Annotated in this window: 17 protein-coding genes; 4 read left to right on the top strand and 13 right to left on the bottom strand. The window is 67.3% G+C overall.

Annotated elements, in window-relative coordinates; translation table 11 throughout:
* Window positions 1–302: 302 nt before the first annotated feature.
* From RPR59_RS05350 to RPR59_RS05340, 3 genes are all read right to left on the bottom strand, one after another.
* Window positions 303–2,183 carry a tetratricopeptide repeat-containing sulfotransferase family protein gene (locus RPR59_RS05350; protein ID WP_313917438.1) on the bottom strand — a complete coding sequence of 627 codons (1,881 nt, stop codon included), beginning with the start codon at window positions 2,181–2,183 and terminating at the stop codon, window positions 303–305.
* On the bottom strand, window positions 2,180–3,709 hold the full coding sequence (locus tag RPR59_RS05345; protein WP_313917437.1) for a putative 2OG-Fe(II) oxygenase: 1,530 nt from the start codon (window positions 3,707–3,709) through the stop codon (window positions 2,180–2,182). The genes RPR59_RS05350 and RPR59_RS05345 overlap by 4 nt, the downstream gene beginning before the upstream one ends.
* Window positions 3,710–3,833: 124 nt before the next feature.
* The gene (locus tag RPR59_RS05340; protein WP_313917435.1) at window positions 3,834–6,950 is read right to left on the bottom strand and encodes a TonB-dependent receptor domain-containing protein; all 3,117 of its coding nucleotides are present in this window, start codon (window positions 6,948–6,950) and stop codon (window positions 3,834–3,836) included.
* Between the two features lie 240 nt (window positions 6,951–7,190).
* Here RPR59_RS05340 and RPR59_RS05335 point away from each other — a divergent pair, with 240 nt between their 5' ends.
* Complete coding sequence (locus RPR59_RS05335) at window positions 7,191–7,706, top strand: hypothetical protein (protein WP_313917433.1); 516 nt, start codon at window positions 7,191–7,193, stop codon at window positions 7,704–7,706.
* A 122-nt stretch (window positions 7,707–7,828) separates the two neighbouring features.
* Here the strand turns inward: RPR59_RS05335 and RPR59_RS05330 are convergent, their stop codons facing one another.
* From RPR59_RS05330 to xseA, 3 genes are read right to left on the bottom strand one after another with little or no spacing between them, the layout of a single operon-like run.
* Window positions 7,829–8,797: a M23 family metallopeptidase gene (locus RPR59_RS05330; RefSeq protein WP_313917430.1), complete on the bottom strand. Its 969-nt coding sequence runs from the start codon at window positions 8,795–8,797 to the stop codon at window positions 7,829–7,831.
* Window positions 8,797–8,994 (bottom strand): DUF2093 domain-containing protein, encoded by a 198-nt coding sequence (locus RPR59_RS05325; protein WP_313917428.1) that lies wholly within the window; start codon window positions 8,992–8,994, stop codon window positions 8,797–8,799. Before RPR59_RS05325 ends, RPR59_RS05330 begins: the two co-directional genes overlap by 1 nt.
* A 35-nt stretch (window positions 8,995–9,029) precedes the next feature.
* Window positions 9,030–10,376, bottom strand: coding sequence for an exodeoxyribonuclease VII large subunit (gene xseA / locus RPR59_RS05320; protein WP_313917426.1), 1,347 nt, complete (start codon window positions 10,374–10,376; stop codon window positions 9,030–9,032).
* A gap of 52 nt (window positions 10,377–10,428) precedes the next feature.
* Here xseA and purD point away from each other — a divergent pair, with 52 nt between their 5' ends.
* A complete protein-coding gene (gene purD, locus RPR59_RS05315) occupies window positions 10,429–11,691 on the top strand; it encodes a phosphoribosylamine--glycine ligase (protein ID WP_313917424.1) in 1,263 nt (420 codons plus the stop codon).
* 161 nt (window positions 11,692–11,852) lie between these two features.
* Window positions 11,853–12,500 (top strand): helix-hairpin-helix domain-containing protein, encoded by a 648-nt coding sequence (locus RPR59_RS05310; protein WP_313917421.1) that lies wholly within the window; start codon window positions 11,853–11,855, stop codon window positions 12,498–12,500.
* Between the two features lie 18 nt (window positions 12,501–12,518).
* Here RPR59_RS05310 and RPR59_RS05305 read toward each other — a convergent pair whose 3' ends face one another.
* A complete protein-coding gene (locus tag RPR59_RS05305; protein ID WP_313917419.1) occupies window positions 12,519–13,070 on the bottom strand; it encodes a hypothetical protein in 552 nt (183 codons plus the stop codon).
* A 112-nt stretch (window positions 13,071–13,182) separates the two neighbouring features.
* Window positions 13,183–14,496 carry a hemolysin family protein gene (locus tag RPR59_RS05300; RefSeq protein WP_313918337.1) on the bottom strand — a complete coding sequence of 438 codons (1,314 nt, stop codon included), beginning with the start codon at window positions 14,494–14,496 and terminating at the stop codon, window positions 13,183–13,185.
* 142 nt (window positions 14,497–14,638) lie between these two features.
* Here RPR59_RS05300 and RPR59_RS05295 point away from each other — a divergent pair, with 142 nt between their 5' ends.
* Complete coding sequence (locus tag RPR59_RS05295; RefSeq protein WP_313917417.1) at window positions 14,639–15,322, top strand: YiaD family glycine zipper/OmpA-like lipoprotein; 684 nt, start codon at window positions 14,639–14,641, stop codon at window positions 15,320–15,322.
* A gap of 65 nt (window positions 15,323–15,387) precedes the next feature.
* Here the strand turns inward: RPR59_RS05295 and RPR59_RS05290 are convergent, their stop codons facing one another.
* The 5 genes from RPR59_RS05290 to RPR59_RS05270 all read right to left on the bottom strand — a co-directional run bounded on the left by RPR59_RS05290 (window position 15,388) and on the right by RPR59_RS05270 (window position 20,269).
* Window positions 15,388–16,506 carry a glycosyltransferase family 2 protein gene (locus tag RPR59_RS05290; RefSeq protein WP_313917415.1) on the bottom strand — a complete coding sequence of 373 codons (1,119 nt, stop codon included), beginning with the start codon at window positions 16,504–16,506 and terminating at the stop codon, window positions 15,388–15,390.
* On the bottom strand, window positions 16,503–17,549 hold the full coding sequence (leuB, locus tag RPR59_RS05285; RefSeq protein ID WP_313917413.1) for a 3-isopropylmalate dehydrogenase: 1,047 nt from the start codon (window positions 17,547–17,549) through the stop codon (window positions 16,503–16,505). Before leuB ends, RPR59_RS05290 begins: the two co-directional genes overlap by 4 nt.
* Before the next feature lie 54 nt (window positions 17,550–17,603).
* Window positions 17,604–18,335, bottom strand: a complete 732-nt coding sequence (gene recO / locus RPR59_RS05280) for a DNA repair protein RecO (protein ID WP_313917411.1) — start codon at window positions 18,333–18,335, stop codon at window positions 17,604–17,606.
* A 63-nt stretch (window positions 18,336–18,398) separates the two neighbouring features.
* Window positions 18,399–19,316, bottom strand: a complete 918-nt coding sequence (locus RPR59_RS05275) for a GNAT family N-acetyltransferase (protein ID WP_313917409.1) — start codon at window positions 19,314–19,316, stop codon at window positions 18,399–18,401.
* Window positions 19,313–20,269: a polysaccharide deacetylase family protein gene (locus tag RPR59_RS05270; RefSeq protein ID WP_313917406.1), complete on the bottom strand. Its 957-nt coding sequence runs from the start codon at window positions 20,267–20,269 to the stop codon at window positions 19,313–19,315. Before RPR59_RS05270 ends, RPR59_RS05275 begins: the two co-directional genes overlap by 4 nt.
* Window positions 20,270–20,319 lie beyond the last annotated feature (50 nt).

Raw genomic sequence — 20,319 nt, 5'->3', positions numbered from 1 at the left:
CCCCAAGGCTGGGTGGTGATCCGTCCGGATGTTTCCTTGGTCGCCTTCATCCGAATGCTGCACGGGCAAACGCGACATTGCTCCTTGATGAACGGGCCAGCATTGCGATGTAAAGCTCCGACTGAGCGCGGTCGGCATTCAGATTTAGAACTGTGCCAAAATTGCCACAACGAGTAATTCTGCTTCTGCCCTCGGGATAGATTTCAGTGCTCGTGCCCCTCGGCGTCGTTTTCCGATGGATTTGGGGGACAAATGCGCGTGCGGATACGGATACACTGCCGGCTTCGGCTACGCCGAATCGTCTATTCTGTTGAATAGTCCAGCGCGCCAACCCAGGGATCGAGTTTTTCTTCCGCCGCCTCGAAAGCGAACGCATATCGGCGCCATTTTCCCACGGATCGCCCATGAAGCGCCTCCTGGATCTGGGCATAGCTCGCCGTGGCGATCATCCCGCGCCCGTGCGCGGCCGGGCGGTGATCCAGGACATCCGCCACCCAGTCCACGCAGAGATGATCGAGAAGGCGGCGGAGGACCGGTTCGGGGTCGCCGACCAGCGATTCATAGCGCACGACATGCGGCGTGACGTCCAGCATCGCCACCGCCCGGCTCCAGCACCGCAATATCGCGTCATACAGAGTGGCGGTATCCTCGATCGTCAGGCAGTTCGCAGTGGCCCGGTTCCACGCGAAGTTCGCCATGAATGCGCTCAGCACCGCATCATAAGGATGGCGCTGCATGAAGATGACACGTGCGTCGGGAAACAGACGCCGAATGATCGGAAGCCGGGCCGCGTTGAACGGGGATTTGTCGATGATGATGCGGTTCTGCAGATCCGGCTTGCTTTGCCGCGCCGCCTGGAAATACGCGGCTCGCGCTCGGTCGAGATCCTGCCGGGCCGGCTCCCGGCGCCAGGGCGGGTCGCCCAGTTGCGCCTCGGCCGCGTCCAAGATCGGCATTTCTTCGAAAACCGCCAGTCCCGGATGCCGCATCAGCATCGTATCGAGCAGCGTGGTGCCCGATCGGGGAAAGCCGACCAGAAAGACGGGTCCCGCCGCCTGCCCCGTAACGCGCGGTGGCGCAGCCTCGGGCGGCGGGCCGATACCGGCGATGGCCTCGATCTCCTGTCGATAGGAAGCCGCTTGCTCGGCCGCCCGCGGGTGCGCGGCGGCGATGTGCCGATTGCGGTCCAGGAAGAAGCCGAAGGCCTGTCGCCACTCCCCCCGCCGATCGTGCAGGCGCGCCAGCACGTCACAGCGCCGCATCGCCGCGATCTCGTCTCCGCTGGCCCGTGCATGCTCGAGCGCAGCCCCGGTGTCTCCGCGCCGCATCAGCATGAGGGCCTTTGGATAATGCAGCTTGTCGGCCGGAACGCCGGCAGCATCGGCCGCCGCCATCAGGCTCGCCAGCCCCGCTATGTCGTTGTGCCGCTCCAGCAGGATCGCCAGTTCGACATAAGCGGCGGGATCGCCCGGCGCGCCGGCAATCACGTTGCGCAAAGCCTGTTCGGCCTCGTCGGCGCGGCCGGCATCCGCCAATGCAAGGCCCAGCTCCAGCAGCATGGAAGGATCACGCGGAAAGCGCGCCACCGCCCTGCGCAGGACATCGACCCGCCGCTCCGACAGGCCTGATCGCGCCAGTGCTTCGGAAAGATTGCGATATAGCGGACCGGCATCCGGATTGGCCGCCACGCCGTTTTCGAAGGCCGCGACTGCCGCCGCCGTATCGCCAAGCGCGGACAGACAATTGCCGAGATTGTTCCAGCTCTCGAAATCGTGCCGATGCGCCGCGAGCACGGCGCGATACAGGTCGGCTGCCGCCGCCGGCGCACCGATTTGCTGCAACGCATAGGCCCGCAGGCGCATGAGCCGCGGATCGCCCATGTCGGTCGCGCAGGCCTCGGCCGCTTCGGCCGGCCGCCCCGCGGCGATCAACGCCCGCGCCAGATTGGCACGCATCGCCGGATCGTGCGGCATCGCCTCGCTCGCACGCTGAAGATATGGTATCGCGGCGACGAAATCCTCCCGCCGGGCCGCCACGATTCCGGCCAGCGCGAAAAGCTGCGGCGCATCCTGGCCCGATCCGATCGCGGCCTCCAGCGCCGCATAGGCCTCGCGCAGGCGCCCCGCCCGCAATTGGGCGAGCGCCTGGCGCAACACCCCATCGACGCGCGCCTCGCCGCTCATCCCGGCGGCCGCGCGACATCGAAGGCGACCGTCAGGCGTTCTCCCTTCGCGAACGGCCGGGTGCCGTGCCACATGGTCGATGGAAACAGGACGAGCCGGCCGGGCTTCGGTTCGATCCTGCGTAACGGCTCCAGCGCCAGCCCCAGTTCGGTCGGCGGTTCGCCCAGCGTCAGCCAGCCGCTGTCCGCAGCCTCACCCGGCTGGCGCTCCGGTAGCGCGACATACAGTGCCGAACTCAGCCAGCCGGCGGGATGGACATGGTTCGCGTGGTGCCCCCCGCCCGCCAGTCGGACCGACCAGGCCCCCGAAAAGCGCACCGGCAGATCACGCCGGACGCCCAGCACCGGATGCTCTGCATCGACCGCCGGCAGGTCCGCGACATGGTCCGAAACGGCCGACGCGACGGCATCGCGAAGCTGCCGGATTATGGGGTCGATACGCTGAAACAGGTTGCCGTCCGTCTGCGATCCGCCGCGCACCGACTGGTCCAGATGCCGGCTACGCGCCCGGTGCAGGGCCTGCAGATGCGTGGCGACGTCGTCCAGCGAGGGAAGGTGCGGAGCCAGATCGACAACGCGCACCAGCTCCGCCCGCGCTTCAAGCCAGGATATCCGTTCATCCCCCGTCAGCCGCCAGGCGGCCGCAGCATAGGGATAGAATTGCAGGCCGGCGGCAGTGTCGAGCCACGGGTCGATTGCTCGCGTCGCCTCCGCCGGTCGCCCGGTGCGCAACAGATGGCGAACGTGGCGCAGCGCGATCGACGGATCGGGGCGGGCACCCGCCAATGCCGCGAACGCCGCGTCCGCTGCTGCATGGCGGCCGGTTTCGGAAAACAGAACGGCCTCGAAAACCAGCAGATATCCCTTGTCTCCAACCGCATCCCTTGCGGCGGCGATTGCCGCTTCCAGGGGCTCGTACAGCTCGGCCTGGACGAAAAGCTGCAACAGGGTGCTCCAGAGCGCATCGTTGGCCGGCCTTGCACGCAACGCTTCATAGGTGGCGTCGGCGAAGTCGCGGTGCTCGCCCATCATCCAGCGCAGTTCCGCCAGGCGCCGATGGCCGTCCGGCCATGCCGGCGAGCGCGCCACGATCGCGGATAACCGGGCAATGGCATCGCTGGACCGCCCCTCGGCAATCTCCGCTGCCGTCAGGCCCAGGATCAGGTCGGGGTCTTTCGGCTTCAGCGCACAGGCCCGTGCATATAGCGCGGACGCCGGCAATCCCGCCTCGAAGGCGATGCGGGCGCGACCATGCGCAATTCCCGGATCTTCGGGGGCTATGTCGGCCGCCCGCGCAAACGCTTCCAGCGCCTTGTCATGCGCGTCCAGTCCGCGGTGCAACAGGGCCGTCCATTGCCATAGCCGCGCGCTGCCGCTGCGGCGGGCTTCCGCCTCCACCGGCCCGATCGCGTCGGCTTCGCGCCACGCGGGCAGGGCCGCCCGCGCCAGCGCCTCCAGCGCGGCATGGCCCCGCTTGTCGCGCTTCATCGCGCTCCGGGCGCGCTCGAATTCAAGCTCCGCGGTCATGGCTCCCCAGCAGCGACGGTGATGGCTGCGATCCTAGGAGGCTTGCGGGGCGACGGGCAAGCACCAAGAAAAAGGGCGGCGGACTCGCGTCCACCGCCCCATTTCCCGGTTATTCGCCGATGGCTCAGAAGTTGAGCGTCACACCCGTGAAGATGTAGCGGCCCAGCGCATCGTACACGACCGGATAGGTGTTGCCGTTGCAGAAGCCGGCCGGGCAGGCCGAGCTGCTGACGAGCGGCGGATCGCGGTCGAGCAGGTTCTGAACGCCCAGGCGGAACTGATAATGTTCGGCGATGGACGCGGTCAGCGTCAGGTCGAAATAGCTCTGCGAGCCGATGCGACGGTTGAACTGCGAGAAGTCGCCGGACAGCGTCGGATTGTCGCTGGACGCGTCGACATGGACCGGTCCGAAATACCGCCATGCCGCCGTCAGGCCGATGCCGTCGGGAAGCGTGAAGCTGGCATAGAGCCGGTGGCGCCATTCGGGGATCGGCGTGCCGCACTGGTTGCCGTAATATCCGACACAGTCATACGGCGTCGAAACCCCGTCATTGACTTCGTAGGAATCGAGCCATGTGCCGTTGAAGCTCAGCGACAGCATGCCCAACGAACCCAGTTCCTTGGCATAGTTCGCACCGACGTCGACGCCGGCCGTTTTCAGGCTGCCGATATTCTGCGTCAGATCGGTCACGTAACCGTTCGGCGACCGCCACAACGAACCGGTCGAATCGCGATTGATCAGGTCGCAGAAGGGCGAATTCGGATCGTTGGTGCATTGGTTGAGGATCGTGTCCTGGCCGATCTGCGACACCAGGTTCTTCACCTTGATGTTGAAATAGTCGACCGTCAGCGAAAAGCCGTTCAGCGCCTCAATGAAGCTGGGTTCGATCACCACACCGACGGTGTAGGTGTCCGACTTTTCCGGGGTCAGATCGGGGTTGCCGCCGATCAGGCCGTTATACTGTTCGGACGGGTTCGGAATGATGTTGTCGCCAACTTCCAGGCCCTGCGCGATACAGCCGGTGTCGGCCGCGGTGATGTCGAAGCCCGCACACGGATCGGTCGAACCGTTGAGCGCGACACGCTGCGGCGCGAAGAACTCCTGGATGTTCGGCGAACGGACCGCGCGGTTATAGCTGCCGCGGAACCGGACACCCTGAACCGGCGCCAGTTCGCCACCGACCTTGTAGGTGTCGGTGTTGAACGAGCGATCGCCGACTTCATAGTGCGAATAGCGATAGCCGCCTTCCAGCGTGAAGTCGTAGATGAAGCTGTCGCGAACGATCGGAAGGCGCGCTTCACCAAAGGCTTCATAGACCCGGAACGAGCCGTTGACCGGCAACGTCGCCGCGCCCTGGCCGGCAAGGTCGCCGGTCTGGAAGGCGGTATCGGTGTCCAGGTTCAGCGCTTCCTTGCGATATTCCGCGCCGACGTTGATGCCGACACCCTCGTCCGACCAGGGCGAGATAACGCCATATTCGCCGAGCAGCGCCGTCATCGTCGCCGATGCGACCTGTTCCTCAACCTGCGCCCGCTGGAAGCCGGGAGTGGTGAGATAATTCACTGCTGCGTCGCTGACGCCGCCCTGGGTGAAGATATCATACGGTACGCAGTTCGGGTCGGTGCCGTCGAGTGCCGTGCGGCACACCGCCTCGCCCGTGGTCGGGTCTGTCACAACGTCCAGTGCGCGGCCCAGACGGTTGATCGAGAAGTCGTTGAAATAGGTCTCGGAGAAATTCGTCCGACCATATTGATAATAGGCGTCATAGGACAGACCCGTACCGATATCACCGCGCGCACCCGCAACGATGCGATAGGACGTGTGCTGCAGGTCGTCCTGGCGCGGGCCGCCCTCGACATTGCGGCGCAGGATCTGCAACGCACCGCGATTATAGGTGGCACCGGTCGTCGGATCGATGAAGTCGTACGCCGGCAGCGTACCGTCCCCGACCACATCCGGCGCGCCGCCCGTCATCGACGGCGGAGCCACCAGCGCACCCGTTACCGGATCGGTCGACGCCGTTACCATGTTGGTCGGCGAACAGACGATCGCCTGCTGCTGCGCGGACAGAAGCGGATTATCGCAGTTGATCGAGAAGGTGTTGCCGAAGTCGCCCGACGGCGCGATCTGGGCGACCGTGCGGTCGTCCATGAACATGCCTTCCATATAGGGATGGAACGCATCGCTGACCTCGTAATCGGCGAAGAAACCGGCCGTGTACCGTTCATCCGGGCGCTGGTAATAATTGGTCGGCGCATAGTTGTACGGCGTATAGCCCGGAATGAAGTTCCGGCCCTGCCCGGTCTGGTAGGTGTTGTTCGCGTTGCCGCTCGTGAGGAACGTGCCCCCCTGCGAAGTGGCCGATCCGCCGCACGACAGGGCGCCCGCCGTGTCGGACTGCAGCGCGCAGGCCGAATAATCGCGATTGTCCTGGGTGACGGCCTTGATCTTGCGATAGCCGAGATAGGCGGTGATGTGGCCGCGATCGTCATCGAAACCGGCGCCCATCACGCCCGTCACGTCGACTGTGCCGCCATCCGCGACATTGCCGTCGGGATAACCGATATCCGCGTCGTTCAGCGCGCCGCGGACGCCGCTGCCGGCACCGTTCTCATGCTGATAAAAGCCGTATTGCGCGTCCAGCTTCACACCGGTGAAGTCGGTGTCCATCACGAAATTGACGACACCGCCGACCGCGTCGGCACCATAAGTCGAGGACGCACCACCGGTCAGCACGTCGACCCGCTCGATGAGCGCGGACGGGATGAAGTTCACGTCCGCCGCGGAATCGGTGGGGTCGCCGGGAACCAGGCGCCGGCCGTTGATCAGCACCAGCGTGCGATTTGCGCCCAGGTTGCGCAGGTTGATCGTCGCGGTGCCGGTCGCGGCGTTCGACACGCTGCTGCCCTGATCGGCGAAGACCGAGGGCATTTCGTTCAGCAGGTCTTCGACGCGCGTCGTGCCGGTGCTCTGGAACTGTTCGCCGCTGACGACGGTGACGGGGCTGACATTTTCCAGGTTCGGGCGGGGAACGCGCGAGCCGGTGACGATGATCTCACCGGCGCCTGCCGGCGGCGACGCGGCAGGCTCTTGCTGCGCGGGCGTCGTCGCACTGGTCTGATCGCTCTGCTGGGTCGCATCGGTCGTCTGAGCGTAGGCGGGCGACGACAACAGCGCCACGCCGAGCACCAGCGACGCCGAACCGCCTTTTAGCGTTTGCAGCATCTTGGTTTTCATCATTGAAATGTCCCTTGCTGGATTCGGCATGACCGCAAAGGCACCGAATCGACTTCCCTGAACATCCGGACGGGGGAGCCCGGAATTTTTGAGGAAATGCGCCATTTTCCGGGACTCTGTAAACGGGCAATCGACGCGGGTGCGTGATTTGGGTGACCGCTGTCGCACAATTGCAACACGGCCCTGCTTGACAGCCATGCGATAAAGGCCCCTAATTTCCGCGTGATAGGACGGAGAAGCCCCATGACCCTGCGTTTCCTGCCGTTTCTGCTCGTTTCCGCAGCGCCGCATGGCACGCTTGCTGCAGCGCAAGAAAATGGTGGCCGTGCCGATATTCTTCGTGACGTCGTGGCCTGTCGGAACATCTCGGCCGAAAGCGGGCGGCTGGCCTGTTACGACCGCGCGGTCGAGCGTCTCGACCGGGCCGAACGCGCGCATGATGTCGTGGTGCTCGATCGTGAACAGATCGAGGCGCGCCGGCGCGCGAATTTCGGCCTGGCAGACAAGCCGGACCTCGCCGCCCGTGCGGGGGAAGCGGATCTCGACCGCATCGAAACCGTCGTCCGCGGCATCGGGTCCGACGCGAACGGAAAGCTCACCTTTTCCACCGATGCCGGCGGCCGCTGGGTCCAGATCGACAACCGCCCCAGCTTCGCCGTCGAAAACGGAATGAAGGTCGTGATCAAGAAGGCGATGTTCGGCAGCTATTTCGCCGATTTCGACGGCGCGACACCCCTGCGCGTCAAGCGCCGGGACTAGGACTGATCACACCGGCGGCGCAATCGCGACGCCCCGGCTCGCCCCGCAGCAGCGGATACAGGCCCGGCGCGGCATTCGGTCCCGTCGGCGGATTGCACCGCTTTCGGCGGATCGCCGCGCGATCAGCCGCCCGGCATCGGCCCGGTCAACAGCATCGGATCGATGCGCGCGTCGCGCCATTTGACGCTCCAGTGCAGGTGCGGGCCGGTCGCGCGGCCGGTCGCGCCCGTATGCGCGATCACCTCGCCCCGGGTCACATGATCGCCGACATCGACGGCGATGTCGGACAAATGGAGGAACGCGCTGTTCAGGCCCATGCCGTGGTCCAGCATCAGCAGCTTGCCCTCCAGCGTGAAGGGATCGCGCGCCGCCAGGATCACCGTGCCGTCCGCCGGCGCACGCAGGGGCGTGCCCGCTCCGACCGCGACATCGACGCCGGAATGATAGGAGCCGCGTTCGCCGCCCTTGTAGATGCGCTGCGATCCGAACACGCTGGAAATCCGGCCGGTCACCGGCCAGACGAAATCCTCGCGCCAGCCTTTGGCCCCGGTCCGCATCGCACGCGCGGCGTGGATCCGTTCCAGTTCCGGCTTGCGCAGGCGCAGGAATTCCGCGCTCGGCCGGCTGTGCTTGGGCAGGCTGTTCAGCCGCTGCAGGTCCCATTCGCGCTTGCCGATGGTCAGGTCTTCGGTCACCGTGCGGCCACCCTTCAGCGTGGCGACGAGTTCGGCGGCGCTGTCGGCATTGCGGTCGAAACCGACGAAGAACGTGCCGTCCGGCGCGACCGGAATTTCCTTGCCGTCGAAGGTCAGCGACACGGTGTCGCTGGGCGCGGTGCCGATCGCGGATCCGCCCTGCACCATCGTGCCGTCCAGTGTGAAGCCCCGGCGCACGGGAACGGCGGGCGGCGCCGGCGCAGTGGGCGTCGGCACCGGCGCGGGGGTGGGCACCGGCGCGGGGGTGGGCACGGGTGCCGGGTTCGCTGCCGATGCGCTGCGCCCGGCCGTCACCGCGCCGCCGGGCGGAACGACGGCGCACCCGCCGAGCAGGACGATCAGGACAGCGGTGACAGCGCCGTTCGCGCCCGCCATTACGGCCGCATCGCCTTGGTCGCGATGGCGGCGGAGGCATAGGCTTCCTGCTTCTCCACGCTCCAGTAGCGCAGATCGTCGAGCGCGATGGCATCGCCCGACACCCCGCACAGGACATGATCGCCGGGCTTCAGGACGCGAAAACCGTTCGCCATGAAGTGCAGCTTGGCGGTTCGGGCGCTGTTGGACATCAACATTTCAGGAACTCCCGATCAAGGTAGGCTGGGGACTGTCAGAGCAGGTTGGGCTGCTCCGGCTTCGTCGCCGGTTTCGGCTTTTTCCTGTCATAGGAGGTCGGGCCGGAGCGCTCAACCCGGGCATCGACCGTCCCGTCCTTGAAGTGCAGGCGCAGCGCCGCCGCCTTGCGCGCGTCGTCGGCCGTGGTCGCGACCGTGCCGCTCTCGCGCGCCTCGACCCAGGCATAGCCGCGCTCCAGCGGCTTTTCCGGATGCGCCGCCTCGAGCAGGCGTCCCGCGCTCGCCAGCCGGTCCTTCGCCGCCGCCAGCCGCTGGGCCAGCATCGCCGGCCGCAGCGCGCCTGCCGCGCGGTCGAGCTGCCGGTGCCCCAGCGCCAGCCGCCGCTCCAGCGCCAGGCCCAATGCGCGCGCCGCCTCGTCCGCGCGCTGGCGCTGCGGCCCCAGCAGCGCGTCGCGCTTCGGCAGCACGCGGACCAGCGCGTCCAGCCGCTCGCGCCCGCGTTCGTGATAGCGCCGCGCGCACCGCTCGCTCCTCAGCGTCATCGTCGCGAGCATGTTGCGCAGCTCCGCCAGCACCGGCACCGCCAGTTCGGCGGCAGCCGTCGGCGTCGGCGCGCGCAGGTCGGCCGCGTGATCGGACAGGCTGGTGTCGGTTTCGTGCCCCACGGCAGAAATGAGCGGGATCGAACAGTCGGCGATGGCGCGCACCACCACCTCCTCGTTGAAGCTCCACAGATCCTCGATCGAGCCGCCCCCGCGCGCGACGATCAGCAGGTCGGGCCGCGGCACCGCCCCGTCCGCGGGCAGCGCGTCGAACCCGCGGATCGCGCGCGCCACCTCCTGCGCCGATCCCTCGCCCTGCACCTTGACCGGCCAGACCACGACATGCGTGGGGCAACGATCCTCCAGCCGGTGCAGGATGTCGCGGATCACCGCCCCGGTGGGAGACGTCACCACGCCGATCGTGCGCGGCAGGAACGGCAGCGGCTTCTTGGCGGCGGTGTCGAACAGCCCCTCGGCGCCCAGCGTGGCCTTCAGCTTTTCGAACAGCGCCATCAGCGCGCCTTCGCCGGCCAGTTCCATGCGCTCTATGACGATCTGGTATTTCGACCGGCCCGGATAGGTGGTCAGCTTGCCCGTCGCGATCACCTCCAGCCCGTCCTGCGGCGCGAAAGGCACGGCCGACGCCACCCCGCGCCACATCACGCCGTCGATCACCGCCTTTTCGTCCTTCAGGCACAGATAGACATGACCCGACGCCGCCCGCTTGAAGCCGGAAATTTCGCCGCGCAGCTTCACATGGCCGAACTCGCCCTCCACCATCCGCTTGAGGCGGCCGGATAATTCGCTGACGGTGAACGCTGCGGCGTTGTCGCCGGGCATCGTCTCGGCTACCAGTCGGCGCGAAACACTATCGTCTGAAGGGGGGCCGGGCATGAATGTCCTGTTGATCGGTTCGGGCGGGCGTGAACATGCGCTTGCCTGGAAGCTGGCGCAATCACCCCGGCTCGACAAACTCTATGCCGCGCCGGGCAATCCCGGCATCGCACGCCACGCCGAACGTGTCGACATCGCCGCCAACGATCATCGCGGCCTGATCGATTTCTGCCTGCGCAATTCGATCGAATTCGTGGTCATCGGCCCCGAAGCGCCCTTGGTCGGCGGCCTGGCGGACAATCTGCGCACCATGGGCATCGGCGTGTTCGGCCCCGGCAAGGATGCGGCGCAACTGGAAGGATCGAAGGGTTTTACCAAGGATCTGTGCCGCCGCGCCGACATCCCGACGGCCGGCTATGCCCGCGTCGGCTCGCTCGACGGCGCACGCGCCGCGCTCGACGATTTCGGCCTGCCGGTGGTGATCAAGGCCGACGGGCTGGCCGCCGGCAAGGGTGTCACCATCGCCTATTCGCGCGAGGAGGCGGAGGCGGCGCTGGAGCCGATGTTCGGCCGTTCCGGCGGCGATGCGGTGATCGAGGAATTCCTGACAGGCGAGGAAGCGAGCCTGTTCGTCGTCACCGATGGGCACACCATCCTTCCCTTCGGCTCGGCGCAGGATCACAAGCGCGTTGGCGAGGGCGATACCGGCCCCAATACCGGTGGCATGGGCGCCTACAGCCCCGCCCCCGTCCTGACGCCCGAGCTGGAGCGCACCGCGATCGAGACGATCATCCGCCCCACGATCGACGCGCTGGCGGCGATGGACATGCCCTATTCGGGCGTCCTCTATGCCGGCCTGATGCTGACGGAGGCGGGACCGAAGCTGATCGAATACAATGTCCGGTTCGGCGATCCCGAGGCCGAGGTGCTGATGCCCCGGCTGGAGGACGATCTGCTCGATCTGATGATCGCGTGCGCTGCGGGCAAGCTCGCCGGCCGCCCGGAACCCGTCTTTTCGGACCGCACCGCATTGACCGTGATACTTGCCGCGAAGGGATATCCCGGCACGCCGGAAAAGGGCGGCGTCATCGCCGGCATCGACGCCGCGGAAGCGACCGGCGCGATCGTGTTTCAGGCCGGCACCAGCGCCGCCGACGGCGCGCTCACCGCCAGCGGCGGCCGCGTGCTCGCCGTCACCGCCATGGGCGACAATGTCACGCTGGCGCAGGGTGCGGCCTATGCCGCGATCGATGAAATCACCTTCGACGGCTTCCACCGCCGCGATATCGGCTGGCGCGAGGTGGCGCGCGAGGCAAAGTGAACGCCCGCTTGCATGTTCGGGGCGTCCGGCGGCGAATGACCATCTGAGGGCTGGACGCGGCGGTCATGGGCGCTAGGCTTGCGGGATTGTTCGCGTAGCGCCGGAGGCGGCATATGGACCGCAGTCTGCAATCGACATCACCAATGGGGGCAGCCGAACGAATGCTACCGATAACCATCACCCATCTCATCCTGATCCTCATCGTCGCGATCCTGGCGATCATCGGTCTCTGGTGGGGCGCGCGCCGGCGTCGCGAGCGACTGGCCGCCGACCGCAAGATGCAGGAGGAAGAGCGGCTGCAGTCCGTCCGCCCCGACGCGCCGGTGCCCCCGCCGTCGGTCGCGGAGGAAAAGGCTGCACACGAAGATGCCCCCGCCCCGGAAACGCGGACGCCGGCACCGCCGGTTTCTCCACCGCCCCCGCCGGCCACCGATACGGGCGCGGAAACGCCGGCCACCCGTCCGGAACCCGTTGCGGAACCGACGCCGACGCGGGCGGTGCCCGCCCCTTCCCCGGCGCCTGCGCCTGCGCCCGCACCAGCTCCGGCCGCGCCCGCGGCATCATCGGAAGGCGACAATCTGCTGCTGATGAAGGGCGTGGGACCGAAGCTGGCGGCGCGCCTCAACGAGCTGGGCATTACCCGCTTCGAACAGATCGCCGCTCTCTCAGAGGGCGATGCGCAGGCGCTCGACGCGCAGCTCGGCACCTTCAAGGGCCGCATGGCCCGCGACCGCTGGATCGAGCAGGCGGCGTTCCTCGCCAAGGGCGACCGCGCCGGATACGAAGCGAGGTTCGGCAAGCTGAGTTGAGGCCGGCCCCGGCTCGTCTCAGCCTCGCCGGAACGCGGCGAGAAAGAACGCCGCCGAGATCAGCCACAGCGCCGCGAAGAATCCGCTGGACGACAGCGCCCTGAACGAAGCGCCCGGCACCGCCACGACGGACGGTGCGGTTGCGATGGCGATGCCCAGCAGGATCTGCATGATCGCGACGCCCAGCATGGTCCGGGCCATGCCCGCGGGTCGGAACCAGGCGGCGAAGCTACCCAGCGCCGCCGCCATGATCAGCAGGAAGAAGCCGATACCGTTACCGTCGTCGCGAACGATCGTGGTCCAAACCGTCAGGAAGGCGGTCACGATCGCGACGGCGGCGCCCGCGCGATAGGCGCGGCTGTCGTTCGCCCGTTCGACCAGTTCGTAAAGCAGCCCCATCCCGCCGATCACGATCCCTGCGGCGACGAAGCTGCCGGCGGTCCAATGCCAGCCGTCGCTGATTTGCATCATCACCAGCGGTATCAGCAGCAACACCAGTGCCGCGCCCCATCGCACGATCCGCCAATGGTTTCCCGTCATCGCACCGGTCCGGTCGCTCGATCCAGTCATGTCGCTCCTCCCTGAAAGACCGCCGTCCGGTCTGGTATAAACGGGGATGAAAGGCATGAGCGCGATGCGAGGAATACCTGAGCAATGGCACCGATGCGGGCCGTGAGAGGGACTATGCCTCGTCGGCCGCTTCGCTCACCAGGATCTTGTCGATCTTGCGCCCGTCCATGTCGACGATTTCGAACCGCCAGCCCTGCTCCGTGAAGGTCTCCCCTTCGTCCGGCAGGTGCTTGAGCACTGCCAGCGCCAGACCGGCGACAGTGGCGTAATCGCGGTCCTCGCCCAGTTCGATGCCGAGCTTGTCGGCCAGCGCGTCGGCGGCCATCTGGCCGGACACGAGATAGGACCCGTCGTCGCGCTCGATCAGGTTCGGGGTCTCGCCCGGATCGGCGTCGGACCGAAAATCGCCGGCGATCGCGATCAGCAGGTTGGCCGGCGTGACGATCCCTTCGAAATGGCCGTATTCGTCGTGGACGAATCCCATCGGCACCTCCGCCTCGCGCAGGGCCGTGAGCGCATCCATGGCGTCGACTTGATCGGGCAGGATCGGCGCTTCGCGCATCAGCTTGCGCAGGTCGAGCGGCTGCTGGCGGAACAGCGCCGCCACGATGTCGCGCGCCTGGACCACGCCGATCACCGCGTCGACCGACCCTTCCGCCACCGGCAGGCGGGTGTGCGAGGTGTCGAGCAGCACCTGGCGGATATCCGCCTCTTCCAGGTCGACATCGATCCAGTCGACATCGGTGCGCGGCGTCATCACCTCGCGCACCGGCCGGTCGGCCAGCCGCACCACGCCCGAGATGATCGAGCGTTCATGCTCCTCGATAACGCCGGACCGGGTCGCCTCGGCCACGATCAGTTGCAGTTCCTCGGCCGTCACCCGGTCTTCGGAACCCCGGCGCATACCGAAGATGCGGAACAGCAGCGTGCTCGTCGAATCGAGCAGCCAGACGATCGGCGCGGTCAGCCGCGCCAGCCACAGCATCGGCACCGCGACCAGCGCCGCGATCGGCTCCGGCGAACGCAGCGCCACCTGTTTCGGCACCAGCTCGCCGATGATCAGCGAGACATAGGTGGTAAGGCCGATCACGATGACGAAGCCCAGCGTCTCGGCCGTATCCGCCGCCAGCCCCAGCCCTTCCAGCCGCTCGGCCGTCGGCATGCCCAGGCTCGCACCCGAATAGGCGCCCGCCAGAATTCCGATCAGGGTGATGCCGATCTGCACCGTCGACAGGAACTTGCCGGGATCGGCAGCGAGCTTCATCGCCGTTTCCGCTCCCCGCCTGCCGGTACGCGCCAGCGCCTCCATCCGCGCCCGGCGCGCGGAAACGATGGCGAGTTCCGACATGGCGAACACACCGTTCAGCGCGATCAGCGCGAGGATGATCACCACGTCGAACCAGGGATAGGGAGAGGTCGCGTCCATCGGCGTGTAATCCCCATAGCCGCATTCCTGTCGGTTCGACAACCGCCGCAACAGCATCTGTTCAGTGCGCAGGCGGAACAATCACGGTCATCCTCTCGTTTCCGTGGGGATTTCTGCACCTTGGTTGAGGGAGACTGTGCAAATGCGTATCGCTTCGAAACTGCTCGCCGCCGGCGCCCTGTCGTCGCTGGTTCTGACGGGCGCCTGCGTCACCGATCCCGTCACGGGCCAACGGCACATTTCAAAGGCGGCGATCGGCGGCATCGGCGGCGCCGTCGGCGGCTATCTGCTCGGCGATCTCGTCGGCGGCCACAGCGACCGCACGGAAAAGATCCTCGGCGCCGGCATCGGCGGCCTGGCCGGCGCGGGGATCGGCGCGTACATGGACAAGCAGGAACGCGAACTGCGCGAGCGTACCGCCGGAACGGACGTACAGGTGGTGCGCCAGGGCGACGACCTTCTGCTGCGCATGCCGTCGGGCATCACCTTCGCCACCGACAGTTCCACCGTCCAGCCGCAGTTCAAGCCGACGCTGGATCAGGTCGCGCAGGTGCTGGACCAGTATGAAAAGACCTATGTCGACGTATACGGCCATACCGATTCGACCGGCAGCGAAGCCTATAACCAGGCGCTGTCCGAACGCCGGGCGCAGTCGGTGGCCGACTATCTCTCGGCCGAGGGCGTCAGCCGCGCGCGGATCGGAACCCGCGGCTACGGCGAGACCCAGCCCATCGCCTCCAACGACACCGAGGAGGGACGCGCCTCCAACCGCCGTGTCGAAATCAAGCTGGTGCCGATCACCGAAGAGGATCTCGGCCAGCCCTGACACGGCTTGTCCGCTGGTCGCCCGCGCGCCTGTGTTCCTACCGGCGCGCGGGCAGCACGGGCACGCTATACCCCCGGCTTGCGGCCGTAGCGGCCCCAGGTGAAGCGCGACGACAGGGCGAAGTTCCACACCGCCGCGACGAGAATGCCGGCAAGCGCGGAAACCGCCCACGACCCCTGCTCGACATCGTGCAGGAAGGCGGCGATGCCGACATTGGCAACCGCGCCGACCGAACAGACGACGCAGAAGGACACCCAGCCGTCGATCAGCTCGCGCGCGCCGCGCAGCCGCCGGTCGCGATAGGTCAGGCTGTTGTTGAGGAAGAAGTTGAACGTCATGGCCACGACCGTCGCGATGATGGTCGCGGGGACGAAGGGCATCGGCGTGGCCGTATAGAGCAATCCCACCACGGCCATGTGCACGGCCGCGCCCAGCCCGCCGACGGCGGCGAACATGGCGAAGCGCACCGGCACGATCCGCCCGAACAACCCGTCATACAGCGCGATCAGGAATTCCAGCGCCACGACATGATCGAGCTTGCTTTCGCCGCGCACCCGCGTCTCGAAGATATAGGGCAGCTCGCGAAAGCGCAGGCGCCGCGGGCTTGCCGTCATGATGTCGAGCAGGATCTTGAACCCGATTCCCGACAGCTTCGGCACCAGGTCGCGCACGATCTGCGTGCGGATCATGAAGAAGCCGCTCATCGGATCGCTCAATTCCGCCTTCAGCACCGATCGCGACAGCTTCGTCGCCAATGCCGATTTGGCCACCCGGTCGCGGTCCCAGGCCCCCGTGCTGCCGCCCTCGGCGAAGCGCGAGCCGATCACGAGGTCGAGGCCGGGATCGGCCTCCAGCGCATCGGCCATGTCGCCGAGCAGCGTCTCGTCATGCTGCAGATCGCCGTCCATCACCGCCACCAGTGGCGCGGCCGTGGCGCACATCCCTTCCAGGCAAGCGGTCGCCAGCCCGCGCCGCCCGATCCGCTGGATCACCCGCACGCGCGGATCGTCGCGGGCCAGGTCGCGAATGGCGTCGGCGGTTCCGTCCGGGCTGTCGTCGTCGACGAAGATCACCTCCCAGCTACGCCCGTGCAGCGTCGCCTCCAGGTGATCGACGAGGATGGGAATATTTTCGCGCTCGTTGAACACCGGCACCACGACCGCGAATTCGAGCGGGCCGGTCATCCCAGCGCGTTCACGACTCTATCGCCCATCGCTTCGGTCGACAATTCCCCGCCCAGATCGGGCGTCCGCGCACCGTCCGCGAGCACGCGCGCCACCGCCTGCTCGACACGGCCGGCATCTTCTCCGCGCGCCAGCGAATGACGCAACAGCATCGCCGCCGACAGGATCGCGGCGCACGGATTGGCCTTGCCCCGCCCGGCGATGTCGGGCGCCGATCCGTGGATCGGTTCGTACATGCCCTTGCCGTCGCCGTTCAGCGCCGCGGACGGCAGCATCCCGATCGAACCGGCGCACATGCTCGCCTGGTCGGACAGGATGTCGCCGAACAGGTTGCCGGTCACGATCACGTCGAACTGCCCGGGATCGCGCACGAGCTGCATCGCGGCGTTGTCGACATAAAGGTGCGACAGCGCCACGTCGGGATAGTCGCCCGCCACCTCGTTCACCACGTCGCGCCAGAGCTGCGAGGTTTCCAGCACATTGGCCTTGTCGACCGAACAGAGCTTGCCCCCGCGCGTGCGCGCCGTTTCGAACCCGATCCGGGCGATGCGGCGAACCTCGTCCTCACCATAGGACATGACGTCATAGCCCTGGCGGCGGCCGTCTTCGGTCCGGCGCTGGCCCTTCTCGCCGAAATAGACGTCGCCGGTCAGTTCGCGCACGATGATCAGGTCGATCGCCTCGGCCACCTCGCGCTTGAGGGTCGAGGCGTCCTCCAGCCCCGGAAACAGCTTCGCCGGACGCAGATTGGCGAACAGTCCCAGTTCCTTGCGCAGTCCCAGGATCGCCGCCTCCGGGCGGAATGCCCGTGCCAGCGCGTCGAACTTCGGATCGCCCACCGCGCCGAACAGCACCGCATCGGCACGCTTGGCCAGGTCCAGCGTCTGCGGCGGCAGCGGCAATCCGGTTTCCAGATAGGCCGCGCCGCCCACCGGCGCCTCCTCGAACTGCAGTCCGGCATCCACCGCCTCCAGCACGCGCCGCGCCTGGGCGGTTACTTCCGGACCGATCCCGTCACCGGAAAGAACAGCGATCAACGTCATCGAAGGCCATACCCCTTGCTCGTTTCGCGTGCAGCCATGCCGCGCCGCCGGCGCTCACGCAACCGCCCTTTTCAGCCGCGTCACCAGCCGTTCGCGCGCCGCCAGTATCTCCGCCCGCCGGTCGATCAGCAGGTCGCGCGCCAGGAAGTGCCCGGTCAGCCGCAACCCGTCCAGGATCGCGGTCCAGTCCGCCTCACCGCCCTCGCGCAGGAACGCAGGACAGGGCAGCAGCCGCGCCTCATACCCCCGCGCCGCCGCCGCGCTGACGGCGGCGCCGCTTTTCGGGCTGACATAGAAGAGATCGTCCGCCGATCCGGTGACGGTGCAGCGGTCGAGCGAAAGGCCGAAACCAAGCTCCGCCAGCACCAGCAATTCATACCGCACCAGCGCCACCGCCCATCCGCGCGCGGCGGGTGCCGCCTCGACCGCGTCGAGCATCGCCGAAAGCGCCGAATAAAGCCGCGGATAGGGATGACGCTCCGGCAGCACTGCCGCGGTCAACACCGTCACCCAGTCGATCGCCGCCGCCGCCAGCGGCTCGCCATAGAGCGGCGCCCGGCTTTCGATCAGCTCGACCGTCAGGCCGGCAAGCTGTTCCTCGCTGCGCGCCCGCCACTCGCCCAGGACCGCGTTGCCGGGCTGGAGGACGGGCCGCAACCGGCGCGAATGGCCGCCGCGGATATAGCCGGCGAGCATCCCGGCATCCTCCGTCAGGGCCCGCACGACCGCATTGTGCTCGCCATGGGAGCGGACCGACAGGATGAGAGCGGGTGCGCGAAGCTGCATGGGGTGCCCGGATCGGGAGGCCATCCGAATATCACCCTCGTTTAGCCGCGCGGATCGCGCCCGTCACCCTCTGCGCAGCTTCGCGGCGAACCGCCGCATTCCGGACGCATGCACCGTCCGCTTGCCTCCCGCCACGGCCCCGTCGAACACCCGCAGCGCCGCCACCGCAGCCCGGTTGCCAAGCGTCGGGCGCAGCAGCAGCAGGTCGACGCACGCAATGCCCCCGCTCGCCATCTGGCGCTTGTGCTGCCCCTCGCCTTCGGTGAAGTCGAAGGCGGAAAAGCGCCCCTCGGCGAAAAGGTCGCGCAAAGCCTCGACCTGCAGCACCGCGCCCGGCGACAAGGCGTTGAAGGCGGGGTCGTGACCGACATATTCGTAGATCACCGTCCGTCCCTCGACCGGGCAATAGAGATAGGCCGCCGGCGTGTCGCCGACATAGAGCAGCCAGGCCCGCACCCGCCCCGCCGCCGCCATGCGCGCCATGCCATCCCGAAACGCCGTGTCCCCGGGCAGCCCGGCGTCGAGCAGCCGCTCCTGATAGGTGCGACGCGAAATCTCCCGGGCGGCGGTATGGAAGCGCTCGAGTTCCGCCGGCGTGCGGAAGCGGCGGATGTCGAGCGTACCGCCCGATGCCGTGGCCAGCTTCTTCGCCTTGCGCCGCGCCTGCGAGCGCGCATTGCCGGAAAGTCCCGCAAACCAGGCGTCGAAGCCCGCTTCGAGGTCGATGAAGTGCCGCATATATCGCTGCCGCACATGGACGATGCGCCCTTGCGCCAGCGACCGGAGCGCCGACACCCGATCCTCCGGCAGCGACGTGATGAAATGGCCGTCCGCCTCCGTCGGCAGCGCCGGCAGGGCGGGCAGGTGCTTCGCGCGCGCCATCTCCAGCGAAAAGGGCACGCGAACAAGCCGCCGCGGCAGCGTCAACAGGGTACGCGCGCCGATCTGGAAGCGCAGCGGCAATGCCGTCGCCGTCGTCACGACGCCCGCTCGGCCACCAAGTTGGACCAGAGCTGTTCGGCGCGGCGCAGACTGGTCCGCACCAGATTCGGGCCGAGCGGGCGATCGTCGCCGTCAAGCGGCAGGGACGGCCGATCAGCGAAAAAGGTCGTCGGCGCGACCATATGCCGCTCCGCCAGCATCGCGCACAATGCCTCGAATCGGCGGACATGCACCTTGTTCGGCGCCGTGCCCGCGCGGTTGGCGAGTTCGAAGCCATGTCCCACGATCGTCACCGCCGCATGTTCCTCGCGCACCGCATGGTCGAGCGCCGAACGCATCTCGACGGCGGACAGCGCACAGATCTGGAAGTGGCGGAGATTGCCGCGGCGGTCCTCGATCAACGTCACCGGCACCTCGGTGACGCCGCGGTGCCGCACCGGCGCAATCTGCCTTTCAGGAAGCGCGACCGCGCTCGGCCAGGGATGTTCGGAGCCGTTATGCGAGCTGTCGTAGCGAAAGCCGAGTTCGCCCAGCGCCCGCAACGTGTCGTCGGAGGCCGAATAGCTGCCGGAGCGAAAGGCGATGGGCGGCGGCGCGCCGGCCTGTTTCAGCAGTTCCGCGGCATGGGCGATCAGGTCCCGCTGCTCGGAAAGATCATGGTCGATCAGCTCGAACCGTCCGTGCGACGCCCCGCGATCCCCCGCCCGCGCACCCGCCCAATTGGGGTGGAGATGAAGCTGCACTTCCTGTCCGGCGTCGAGGATCGCGGCGACGATGCGGCGAAAGGGATCGAGGCCATAGACCAGCGCCGGCATGGGATCGACGAAGAAGCAGGCCTTCAGCCCGTGTTCGGCGAGCCGCGCCAACTGCCACGACACCCCCACGCCGCCCGGCTCGAACGATCGCCGGCAGATGGCGTCGAGCGGCAGCCCGGCGGCATGCTGGCGCCAGGAAAATTCGGTATCGACCGTCAGAAAGACGCGCGTCGCCATGCTGCCCGGCCTAGCGGCCGGAGGTGAAGATTATGCAAATGGCGAAGGTC

The organism is Stakelama saccharophila (genome assembly GCF_032229225.1).
Taxonomy (GTDB): Bacteria; Pseudomonadota; Alphaproteobacteria; order Sphingomonadales; family Sphingomonadaceae; genus Sphingomonas; species Sphingomonas saccharophila.
This window is presented reverse-complemented; position numbering and strand designations above follow the sequence as displayed.